The organism is Bacteroides sp., assembly GCF_028690125.1.
In the GTDB taxonomy this organism is placed as follows: domain Bacteria; phylum Bacteroidota; class Bacteroidia; order Bacteroidales; family Bacteroidaceae; genus Bacteroides.
Map to the genome: position 1 here is coordinate 1 of NZ_JAQVBV010000076.1, position 10852 is coordinate 10852.

At 39.5% G+C, this 10852-nt stretch carries 11 protein-coding genes and 1 pseudogene; 3 read left to right on the plus strand and 9 right to left on the minus strand.

Annotated elements, in window-relative coordinates; translation table 11 throughout:
• A partial coding sequence (locus tag PHO71_RS24265) for a recombinase family protein (protein ID WP_300208622.1) occupies positions 1–400 on the plus strand: 400 nt, incomplete at its 5' end.
• On the opposite strand, the gene PHO71_RS24270 is transcribed toward PHO71_RS24265, so the two are convergent.
• Positions 395–1993, minus strand: a complete 1599-nt coding sequence (locus tag PHO71_RS24270) for an IS1634 family transposase (protein ID WP_300208624.1) — start codon at positions 1991–1993, stop codon at positions 395–397. The genes PHO71_RS24265 and PHO71_RS24270 overlap by 6 nt on opposite strands.
• Before the next feature lie 37 nt (positions 1994–2030).
• On the opposite strand from PHO71_RS24270, the gene PHO71_RS24275 reads away from it, so the two are divergent.
• Both PHO71_RS24275 and PHO71_RS24280 read left to right on the plus strand, forming a co-directional pair.
• Positions 2031–2189 carry a hypothetical protein gene (locus PHO71_RS24275; protein ID WP_300208626.1) on the plus strand — a complete coding sequence of 53 codons (159 nt, stop codon included), beginning with the start codon at positions 2031–2033 and terminating at the stop codon, positions 2187–2189.
• 3 nt (positions 2190–2192) lie between these two features.
• Positions 2193–2582, plus strand: a complete 390-nt coding sequence (locus tag PHO71_RS24280) for a hypothetical protein (protein WP_300208628.1) — start codon at positions 2193–2195, stop codon at positions 2580–2582.
• A 152-nt stretch (positions 2583–2734) separates the two neighbouring features.
• On the opposite strand, the gene PHO71_RS24285 is transcribed toward PHO71_RS24280, so the two are convergent.
• The 8 genes and pseudogenes from PHO71_RS24285 to PHO71_RS24320 form a co-directional block, all read right to left on the minus strand.
• Positions 2735–3223 (minus strand): type I phosphomannose isomerase catalytic subunit, encoded by a 489-nt coding sequence (locus tag PHO71_RS24285; RefSeq protein WP_300208630.1) that lies wholly within the window; start codon positions 3221–3223, stop codon positions 2735–2737.
• Entirely contained in the window at positions 3192–4505 is a 1314-nt protein-coding gene (locus PHO71_RS24290; protein ID WP_300208632.1) for a sugar phosphate nucleotidyltransferase, read from the minus strand. The genes PHO71_RS24285 and PHO71_RS24290 overlap by 32 nt, the downstream gene beginning before the upstream one ends.
• 4 nt (positions 4506–4509) lie before the next feature.
• Positions 4510–5454: a GDP-L-fucose synthase gene (locus tag PHO71_RS24295; RefSeq protein ID WP_300208634.1), complete on the minus strand. Its 945-nt coding sequence runs from the start codon at positions 5452–5454 to the stop codon at positions 4510–4512.
• Positions 5454–6542, minus strand: a complete 1089-nt coding sequence (gene gmd / locus PHO71_RS24300; RefSeq protein WP_300208636.1) for a GDP-mannose 4,6-dehydratase — start codon at positions 6540–6542, stop codon at positions 5454–5456. The genes PHO71_RS24295 and gmd overlap by 1 nt, the downstream gene beginning before the upstream one ends.
• 106 nt (positions 6543–6648) lie before the next feature.
• Complete coding sequence (locus tag PHO71_RS24305) at positions 6649–7527, minus strand: AraC family transcriptional regulator (protein ID WP_300208638.1); 879 nt, start codon at positions 7525–7527, stop codon at positions 6649–6651.
• A gap of 32 nt (positions 7528–7559) precedes the next feature.
• A complete protein-coding gene (locus PHO71_RS24310) occupies positions 7560–9017 on the minus strand; it encodes a flippase (protein WP_300208640.1) in 1458 nt (485 codons plus the stop codon).
• Positions 9017–10231, minus strand: a complete 1215-nt coding sequence (locus PHO71_RS24315; protein WP_300208641.1) for an FAD-dependent oxidoreductase — start codon at positions 10229–10231, stop codon at positions 9017–9019. Before PHO71_RS24315 ends, PHO71_RS24310 begins: the two co-directional genes overlap by 1 nt.
• Positions 10232–10379: 148 nt before the next feature.
• Positions 10380–10852: pseudogene (locus PHO71_RS24320) on the minus strand (group II intron maturase-specific domain-containing protein); the annotation flags it as partial.

The window sequence follows — 10852 nt, forward strand, 5'->3', positions numbered from 1 at the left end:
CATCCGAACCGACGGCAACCAGGGAGACCTGATGCTGACACTTCATGCCGCGGTCGCGCAAAGTGAGGCGCAGGCTTTCAGTGAGAATGTCAGCTGGGCAAAGCGCAAGAGCATTCTCAACGGAACCTTTCGTCATTCAGGTCCCATGCCGTACGGCTACACCAAGGCGGAGGGCGGCTCCTGGCGCATCCATCCGGATCGTGCTGCTGTTGTGCAGCGCGTGTATCAGGCGTTCCTCCAAGGCAAATCCACCTACCTCATCGCAAAGGAATTGACACAGGCACACATTCCCACAGCTAAAGGGCTCGAGGACTGGGGGCCATCGATTGTGGACAGGATTCTTGGCAACGTGGCCTATACCGGCGATTATCTGTATCCTGAGTTCCCGGCAGTTTTATAACGTGGTCGGAAACTGCACTCCGAATTCTTTGAATAAATCTCTTTGCTTTTTTGTTGTTTCTCCCCAACGAATATCGTGACCTGGCTGTTCATAACAATCGATGATATCAAACTCATCAAGCAGCCCATGCATCGTATAGTTCTGAAACAAATGCTTATCCTGCATAATCTTCTTGATGTAAGATAAGAAAATGAGTGCAATAAACTCTATAAAGAGCTTTCCATCAAGACTCAGTTCAGAGGAAACTTCCATTCTACGAAAGCTCAGATGGTCTTTCAGATCTCCGAAACCCTTTTCGATAAGATCCTTGCTTCTGTATAGCTGGAGCGCCAGTATTGGGTCCTTTACATCATTACTCAGCAAAGCAAAGAATCCATGATGCTTTTGAACAAGGTCGATAACTTCCTGCCGCGGAATCACCTTGATTCCTGAATTTGTATTTCCTTCTATCAGGAAGTACTTCACATACTGGGGTTCATGTTCAACCACCCTTTTCCCGCTTTCAAGTTCGCGTTTAAGCGAGACAAGCTGTTTGCTGAACTTTTGAGATTCATTGGATTCCCGTTCCTTATCGAAATAGATATGGAGGTACACCCGCCGTTTTCCTCTTTCGATATCCCCCTTGTTGGGCCGCTCTTTGCGGTAGTCCCACCAGATGCTCTGCGAGGTGATATAGAGGTTTTGGTCTGGATCATAGTTGCTCCAATTACCGATTGTCGGCTTGACACTGTCAATTGCGTCTTTTACATATCGAAGATTGGTCTTCGTGGCAACTATAAATTTCAGGTGTTCATGAAATAGACCATTGATGTTTTCTTCGCTATAGAAACCACGGTCCATGACCAACTTGACTTTACCATAATCAAGAAAATCGATGTCAGACAGTAGGTTTTTGACTGTCTTGACATCGGGAATATTCCCTGGCAATTTCCTGTAGTAGAAAGGCAATCCAGACTTTTCACCAAACAACATCGCTAAATTGATTTGCTCTAGATGATCATGCTCCTTGTTCTTTCCATACCGCACCTGTTTGAGACATTCTGAGTATGATGAAAGACTGGTGATGTCATATGCCCAGTACTCGTTTTCCAGCCTTCTGCGGCCTTGAAGCTGGAAGAAACGTTCTCGATCAGCCTCGGTAATACTCATGAAAAACTCGCTGCTTCGTAGTGACGTTATGTCTTTACCATACGGGTGACGGTGAGTGGCAGACCATTTAGGGAATCGATAGAGCGGATTGTAGTCCTCCAAAATAAGGAAGTATGCGATGGAGAGGATTTGCTTGTACGTCGTCGGGAAGCACTTCCGAAGATCGGCCGTAATCCCAGTCAGTTCACCAATATTGTCCAACAAAAATGTGGCTCCGTAGAATGAATGCTTTATCTCCGTAATCGGAACTGGTCCCGGCTTAGAAATCACAGGAAGCTGATATTGAATATTCTTAGATAGTATCAATTCTCCTGTCGCTGGATCCAGCTTACCAAGGCATTTCCGCCTACTTCGAGACTGTTTTTTATTTTTATCCCAGTAATTTTCAGACTCATAAACATATGTCGTACCATTTTGCTTGTTTTTCAAATGTACGATAGCCATATGACTTCCTCCTTTGCACGTTATGATTATAACGTGTTTGAAGAAGGAAATCAAGAGGGTTTTAGATAAAATCATTGCAGCAAAAGGTTTTCAGCTATATCATCGTTATAAATGGCCGGGAGGACAGGATTCATGGCACTCCTATTTTGAAGCGTGCAAACAGTATGGGCAGGATACACAGAACACCATGCAGTAACTCATGGACCAGCGAACCAGTCTCTACCACACCATTCACTCAATGGTGAGCACGGAGGAGAATGAGAGCATCCAGTTTGTTGACCGGATTGAAGCATTGACGGAAAAGGTGCTGCAAATCAATGCGGAGATTGATCAACTTGATCATGTCAAAAAAACGATTGCCGACAACCGTGACAGGCTCAAACATTTCCCAACCCTGCTCAAGACGCTCCAGCCGTTCGAACCCGAATCGGAGCGAATTCCTTTCAGACGAGACATTTTTGAGAGCGCAGTACAGTCAATTCACATGATGAGCAAAGGGAAGATTTTGGTGGACTTCATCTTTGATCACTGTGAAAGCGTTGCAATCAAAGGATATTTTCCACACAAGTTGCCAATGAAAAGTCAATAGTTGTTATTGGGATATGTTACATTTTGCTATTTTTTTAACAAATCTCTTCCACAAAATTGGCTTTTCTCCCATTTTATCACGCTGTTCATTGATTATCCTTTCATCATAGTAATAATTCAATCAATTTTCTTTATGGGAACAAATTGAAGGTATTATTCAATTCTGTCCTTAACAACCGCTCTTTCTATCTCTTCCTTACTTACATTCCTTGAAAATCCGTATACAAGCTTAGCATCCTTTGTTGCTTCCATCACATACCACAATTCAGTTTTACCAAGTTGTCCTTCATTCTCCAAAGCGTAATCATCATCAGGATGAACCTGAACTGATAAGTCTTTCTTTGCATCAATGAGCTTAATAAGAATTGGAAGAGTTGAGCCTGGGTGTGTTCCCATATATTCCGGATGCTTCTCTAACACATAAGATAATTTCTGACCATCATAAATGCTCCCAGATACTACACTCTCCCCATCAGGGTGAACAGAACACTCCCATGTTTCAGCAAGAGGGGTCATATCTATATTTTTACTAAAATCCTCATTAAGCTTATTCCCACCCCAAAGATAATCCTGCCCTGCAGGCTTGAGTTGGAACGGAGTGTTATTAGTATTAATGCTCAATTTCGTATTTCTGCTTATCATTGACGCTAATCTCCTTACCGAGTTGTACCTCTATAACCTTCAGCTCTGTTGTGGCAATAATCATGTGTCTGCACCCAGCTGCCATGGTAAGAACATCTCCTGCCTTGACAGGTGTTTCCATACCATCTACTATTGCTGTTCCTTCACCTGATATTATAGACCAGACCTCGTCACGTCTCTCGTGACTATGATAATTCATCTTATTACCTGGGTTTAGTGTTACCTTTATAGTAAGACTCTCCTCTTCAACCTCAAGCACCTTATAACTCCCCCAGGACTTATCTGCAAACATTACTGGACCATTAAACTTGTCCACATATGGTTTGATGTGACTTGACTGCTCTTTGTCTGAAACCAAGATTCCTTCAGGGCTGGCAGCCACAACAATATCTTTTAGCCCCAAACAAAGAACAGGTACGTCTAGCTCGTTTAAGACGTGAACATTTTCACAAGTCTCATCTAACACAGCTTCGCCTATTATAGATTCATCCATGACTTCTGTTAGTGTATTCCAAGTACCTATATCCATCCACTGCCCAGCAAATCTCATAACCTGAATATTCGACTCATTTTCAACTACAGCATAGTCAAATGAAATCTTAGTAAGTGAGTCATATCGAAAAAACAAATCATCATAATCGGTGTAGTTAAGGAGTTGACGTGCTTTGTTAAGAACATAGCCTATCTTATATGCAAAAACACCGCCATTCCAAAGAGCACCCTGAGCTATGTATTTCTCTGCAGTCTCTTTGTCTGGCTTCTCTTTAAATGTAGATACAGAACTGGTTTTATCATCTGATTTTAGAATAATATATCCATACTTTTCACTTGGATAAGTAGGCTCGATTCCCATCAAAACTAGATTAGCTTCACCTTTAGCTGCTTGATCTCCCAGCCTTTTAATAGCCTCAAAGTAGTCATTTTCAACATATGGATCAACTGGACAAACAATAACAGCCTCGTCCTCACTCACACCCTGAATATCATGAAGGTATGCAGTAGCAAGAGCAATTGCAGGGAAAGTATCTCGTCGGCAAGGCTCTACACTAATACCAACATCAGACCCTATCTGATTATTAATAGTAGAAACCTGTGTTTTTGAAGTGGCAATGGTTACTTTAGCACTTGGGTCAACTGACTTAATTTGTCTATACACACGTTGCACCATGGACTCATACTCATTATCATTCTTGAAAATTTTAATAAACTGCTTAGACCGAATGTCGTTAGACAAAGGCCATAGCCTTTTCCCTGATCCTCCTGATAGTAAAATAATGTTCATATCGTCACCTCCCTGCCCTTGTAGGATTGTTTAGAAAGTCTTCATAGGATAGTTTAATCCCATCTTCCAGTTCAGTCTTATATGTCCAACCTAAATCTTCTGCCTTGCTTACATCAAGTAGTTTTCGAGGGGTGCCATTAGGTTTAGATGTATCCCATAGAATTTCTCCAGTATATCCGATTACCTTTGCCACTAGCTCCGTCAGCTCTTTTATGCTTAATTCTTTACCTGTACCGGCATTTACAGTTTCATTACCGGAATAGTTGTTCATAAGGAATACACAGAGATTGGCAAGATCATCAACATAAAGAAATTCGCGAAGTGGACTTCCATCGCCCCAACAAGTAACACTACCCAATCCATTCTCTTTTGCTTCATGAATCCTACGAATCAGAGCAGGTAGAACATGTGAGTGCGTCGGATGGTAGTTATCATTAGGACCGTACAGATTTGTAGGCATAACGGATATAAAATCAGTGCCATATTGACGGTTCAAGAACTCGCAATATTTCAAGCCAGATATTTTTGCCAAAGCGTAGGCTTCATTTGTTTTCTCCAATTCTCCAGTCAATAGGTAGCTCTCCTTCATTGGTTGAGGTGCCATGCGTGGATATATGCAGGAAGAGCCTAGAAATTCTAGCTTCTTACAACCACTTTTCCATGCAGAGTTGATCACGTTCATTTCCAGTATCATGTTATCATACATGAAATCAGCAAGAGCAGATTCATTAGCAATAATACCACCGACTTTAGCTGCTGCGAGGAAGACATACTCCGGCTTTTCTGCTTCAAAGAATTTTTCAACTGCATCCTGTCTACATAAATCTAGTTCTGTATGTGTTCTTGTTATAATATTATTATAACCCTGTTTTTCAAGCTCTCTAACAATAGCACTACCCACCATTCCACGGTGTCCTGCTACATAAATTTTTGCGTTCTCTTCCATCATTATTTTACAACACCCTTTTCTAAGTATTCAGCCAAGTTCATTCTGATGTGTTCTTCAGCTCTTTCTACAGCAACTTTCTCCATATCATGCTCAACCATAATCTTTACAAGTTCCTCAAATGTAGTCCTTGTAGGATTCCATCCAAGTTCGGTCTTAGCCTTTGTTGGATCACCCCAAAGGTTAACTACATCTGTAGGTCTGTAGAAGTCTTGTGAAACTTCGACAACAACTTTACCTGTTGCTTTATCAATACCTTTTTCATCCATGCCTTCACTTTGCCACTCAAGTTCAATACCTGCATGATGGAAAGCAAGTGTTGCAAACTCTCTAACTGAATGCTGCTCACCTGTAGCAATAACAAAATCCTCTGGTTTATCATTCTGAAGGATTAACCACATACACTCAACGTAGTCTTTAGCATAGCCCCAGTCACGAAGAGATGAAAGATTTCCAAGATATAACTTATCCTGTTTGCCTTGTGCAATACGTGCAGCAGCAAGAGTAATCTTTCTTGTAACAAATGTTTCTCCTCTTCTTTCTGATTCATGATTGAAAAGGATACCTGAACAACAGAACATGTTGTATGCTTCTCTGTATTCTTTCACTATCCAGAAACCATACAGCTTAGCTACAGCATAAGGACTGTATGGATGGAATGGTGTAGTCTCTCTTTGAGGTACTTCCTCTACCTTTCCATAAAGCTCTGAAGTAGATGCCTGATATACACGACAAGTTTCAGCTAAACCACAAAGTCTAACTGCTTCAAGTACACGAAGAACACCTGTTGCAACAACATCTGCTGTATATTCAGGAACATCAAAAGAAACCTGAACGTGAGACTGTGCTGCTAGGTTATAAATTTCATCCGGTCTGATTGTACCAACCAAAGCCATGATACTTGATGAATCTGATAAATCACCATAATGAAGATGGAAATTAGGAGTTCCCTCTAAGTGTGCGATTCTTTCTCTGTAATCCACACTTGAACGACGGATAACACCGTGTACTTCATAACCTTTATCTAACAAAAACTCTGCTAGATAAGAACCATCTTGTCCGGTAACACCGGTAATAATTGCTTTTTTCATTTTATATTTTCCTCCTTAAAGAGTCTAATGTACTCTGTATACACGAGATTCTATCATAATCGAAACAATTACTTAATGGACTGCATTCACTTCCATTAGCACAATATTAGTTTTTAGTTAACCAATTCTCTCTATACCCTGTAGGGCTTATTCCTTCAATTTTTTTAAACATTCGGCTGAAATAATTACTATCCAAAAAACCACATTCTTGACTAATTTGTTCAACCGTCATATTGCTAAAACGAAGACATCCCTTAGCTTTATTTACTCGAAGCAACATAATATAACCATTAACCGTGAGCCCATATTGCTCCTTAAATACCTTTGAAAGATAATTCTTATTAATGTAATGTAAGTCTGCAATATCATCTAAAGAAATACTGTCTGTATAATTTTCCTCTATGAATTGCTTCACATTTTGAATATCCGTACGCTTTAACGCGATATCAGAAGTCCTCTCATGATCAGCAACAATAGTTTCTGCCATGACATGTTCCAACAACTCGCTAAGTTTTGTATTAATCTGCATATCACGAATGTAGGAGTTTCCGGATGCGATATCAAAAAGCCCATTCAGTAATGATATATAGATAAGAGAATCCTTTGCTGTAAAAAATGGCTTTCCATTTCTTCCAGAATACTTTTCATATATTGCAGCTACAGTCGCACCTGTAAAATGAACCCATGATAAAGACCACGGGTTTTCTACGCTTGAGCATTGGCTATATGGTTTTCGGCAATCAATAAAGAAACAGTCTCCTTTTTGAAGAGATACTTTTTTACCATTGTATATAACATTTCCCTCTCCATTTGTTACAATAAAGAACAAGTATGAGACTAGTTTTGTTCTTCTACTCATATGAGACTTTAATGCCTTTAAATGGCCTGTTTCCTGTAATGAAAGTAGATTTACTCGTGCAAAAGGTGAAGGTGTGTAAATAATACGTGAGGTTACTGTATATTCATTTTCAAAATGACTGCTCATAATATAAGAAACCTCCTCTCAAACAAAGCTTATTATCTCTTCCTAATTCTTGCATAAACGGATTTACAAATGCTAATTACCGCATCATTTTTCAAGATAACTTCAATACCAAAGTAAGTTATCATGCTACAACTAATAACAATAATCGTCCTCAGTATCATTGAAAGTGACAGTAAGGATACAAGATAATCAATTACTACAATTGCCGAGCATCCAATTATAACTTTCAGCAAGGTCTCCTTAGCCTGATTTAGCTGAATTTTATCTTTTGCACAGGTATAACAGTAAATAAAAGCAATCATTTCAGAAAGTAGCGTTGTTAAAGCTGCTGCTTTCTCTTGCCATAAAGGAATCAACAACAAATTCAATACAAGGTTTGCAATTGCACTAATTATGGTTGCGATTAGTACACTTTTTTCTTCTCGAAAAGGAATAAGAATCACCTGGCTCCAGTAGCCTGCAAGTAAACAAAATACAAGTGATCCACACAAAATCGCTAGTGACATCACAGCTTCTGAGTATTCGGCTCCTGCAAGAAATGCAATTGCCTCTTCTCGCAAAACAAAAACTCCCACTGCCACTGGAAGAAGAATTGTCACCATTGTATTGTGAGCTTCCGATGCTACAGCATTTACCTGTTCCGTTTGTCTTCTTTCAATGTGTAAAGAGATTCTAGGAATAAACACAATCAGTGCCGCAGACGCAACTGTTTTCAATACGGTATATACCTTTACCGATACTGAATATATACCAACTGTAAAATCGTCACACAAAAATCCAAGCATTGTTATATCTATACTTACATATATCATCACAGCTGCAGCCATCGCAAACAATGTTAGTATTGGTCTCATATGCTTTTTTAGATTTTGATGCCACTTAAATGAGATATGACAGTATCTTCTTACATAAACACAGTTAACAATCTCAGCCCCGGCACTAGTGAGAACCACAATTGCTGTATAAAGATATAAGTCTCCTGGTTGTCTCACAAAAAGGAACAATACAGCCAACGATATTACTTGAAAAAGAATATTTCTAACCGTAGTAAAAAGAAAATCTTCATAAACAGAAAAAATCCATTCAAGTCCTATGGTTTTAAAGATTATTTGTAATGACAAAATGAGTATCAATATACTGTAATCATTGAATTTTGGAACGATCACCAGCAAAACTAGCATCAGAAGATAAGAAAAGACTGTCGCAACAAGATTAATTGAGAACACTTCGCTAGAAAACCTACTCATTTTCTCTTGATCATCCCTTATTACGGGTGCCTCTCTTATCGCATATGTAGATACTCCTAAACCAGCGAGTAATACAAAATAACTTACTACTGATTGAGCAAAGGTAAATCGTCCGATATTCTCCACCCCTAGCACTCTGGTAATATATGGAAAAGTAATAAGTGGAAACAAGACACCCATCACACTCTTAATAATATTTAGTACCATGTTTACTTTTAATGATGGATTAGTTCTTCTACCCATTAATAAATTGTCTCCAATTCATCTGCCATCTTCATCGCCAGTTCAACGGTTACATCAGAATTATAATGTTGATGTTCTCCCCAGCGTCCAAGTCCATAAACACCTTGTTCCCTGCTCCAATTCAAAAGTTCTAGCATAATTACCGGTTTTGTTCTTGTGTTTAAAGGATAAGCATACTGATTCATATATTTGTAATTATCGTTAGGCTTGTCCATATGGATTCGTTCAATATTTGTTTCAGTCCAATATCCTTTGCTATTTGGGCAAAAATTATGGCGGACCAAAATACGATGATATGATAGCTTTAGATCTGGGTAATAAATCCACTGAGCTTCTGTATCAAGGTTTTCTGCATAATATTCTGTTTGAATTGAGCTATACTTTAGTTCCTTAATGCTATTTCTTACTTCATCAGGCATACCAATAATGTCCTCAAACTCCATCCAAGGAATCGTTGTAATAATGCAATCTGCCTGATATTTGCTGCCATCCGTTGTTGTCACTGTCTTTGATGTAAAATCAATGCCATTAATATCTTTGTTATATTCAATATTATCCTCAATTGCATTTGCCATTCTTATCCATAATTCACCGTATCCATGATTCTTTGGATAATAAAACTGTGCATGTCCAGGCTGTTTTCCATATGCTTTTTTTGTCAAGCAAGCTAATATTGTCTCTTCAAAGCTAACATTAGGGAGTTTATCGAGCCAGTATGTACCAAGTTGGTTTAAGTCTTTGCTGAACATTTTCTGATTATAAGGTATCATATAGTCTTCTGCTACTTTTGATCCCAGTTTCCAATAAATCCAATCAACAAACTCTTCAGGCATCTCAGTTCCTAGATTACAACCTGCGATAGCAATGGATTTTAGGTATTCTACCTGATCTTCCACATTCATCTGCCATATATTTGCTTCTATTGGATGGTTTATTTCATTTTCGTTAACCATAATTCTGCTATCTCTATCATACTTATCCCACTCTTCTTCCGGCATAAAACCAAATAAGAACTCATTTACCTTGGGCCTTCTTACGTCAAGGAAGTGACCTCCACCTACGTCAAATGGTGATCCATCAACTATTTTAGATCTGCATAAACCACCTGCTTCTGATTCTTTTTCTAAAATAATAAAATCCATTATTCCTTTTTGCATAAATCTATTTGCAACCGTCAATCCAGCTGGCCCAGCCCCTAAAATCAAATACTTCATATTCTATTCCGTCGAGTAGACAACTCGACTCTCCTTTCAAGATTTTGTAATCGTGAAGGGATTGTCTATTGCCCCTCACAGAACCGTACGTGCAGTTTTCCCGCATACGGCTCTTCTAACACACCTATACTTGCGTACTTTCGCTTCGTCATGACCTAATCATTACAGAAACCTTTGGCGGCTTGATGTAGTAATCCCACATCCTGTTGAATGCAGACCATTTTATTGGCCGCTTTTGACCTCTGGCCCTCAGAACTCGGATGAATGCTATCTTTACGTATAAGAAGAAGTTCGCCACCATCTTCGAGTTACCATTGATGCCATAATAGTTGACGTGCCCCTGCAGTTTACGGTTCAGGCTTTGAAATGTCAGCGCTACCGGCGCATGCATATGCTCCTTCAGCCACTCTTTCACAGCCTGTCTCTTCACCTTGAGTTTCTTCTGACTTGTTTGGATATGCACTTTGTATTTTCCGTTTCTGCTTGTGCCGTTGCAGAATGTGAATCCCAGAAAATCGAATGTGTCTGTTTTGCCATCCTTGCTGTTTTCCTTTGCGAATCTACCGAATGAAAGCAGCTTCGTTTTGTCCATTGCAAGTTCCAGCCCGAACTTACCCATCC

Excerpts from the sequence above, each read along its gene's own strand:
- PHO71_RS24270 (WP_300208624.1), bottom strand. The coding sequence starts at position 1,993 with ATGGCTATCGTACATTTGAAAAACAAGCAAAATGGTACGACATATGTT.
- PHO71_RS24280 (WP_300208628.1), top strand. The coding sequence starts at position 2,193 with ATGGACCAGCGAACCAGTCTCTACCACACCATTCACTCAATGGTGAGC.
- PHO71_RS24285 (WP_300208630.1), bottom strand. The coding sequence starts at position 3,223 with ATGATAAGCAGAAATACGAAATTGAGCATTAATACTAATAACACTCCG.
- PHO71_RS24290 (WP_300208632.1), bottom strand. The coding sequence starts at position 4,505 with ATGAACATTATTTTACTATCAGGAGGATCAGGGAAAAGGCTATGGCCT.
- PHO71_RS24295 (WP_300208634.1), bottom strand. The coding sequence starts at position 5,454 with ATGATGGAAGAGAACGCAAAAATTTATGTAGCAGGACACCGTGGAATG.
- gmd (WP_300208636.1), bottom strand. The coding sequence starts at position 6,542 with ATGAAAAAAGCAATTATTACCGGTGTTACCGGACAAGATGGTTCTTAT.
- PHO71_RS24305 (WP_300208638.1), bottom strand. The coding sequence starts at position 7,527 with ATGAGCAGTCATTTTGAAAATGAATATACAGTAACCTCACGTATTATT.
- PHO71_RS24310 (WP_300208640.1), bottom strand. The coding sequence starts at position 9,017 with ATGGGTAGAAGAACTAATCCATCATTAAAAGTAAACATGGTACTAAAT.
- PHO71_RS24315 (WP_300208641.1), bottom strand. The coding sequence starts at position 10,231 with ATGAAGTATTTGATTTTAGGGGCTGGGCCAGCTGGATTGACGGTTGCA.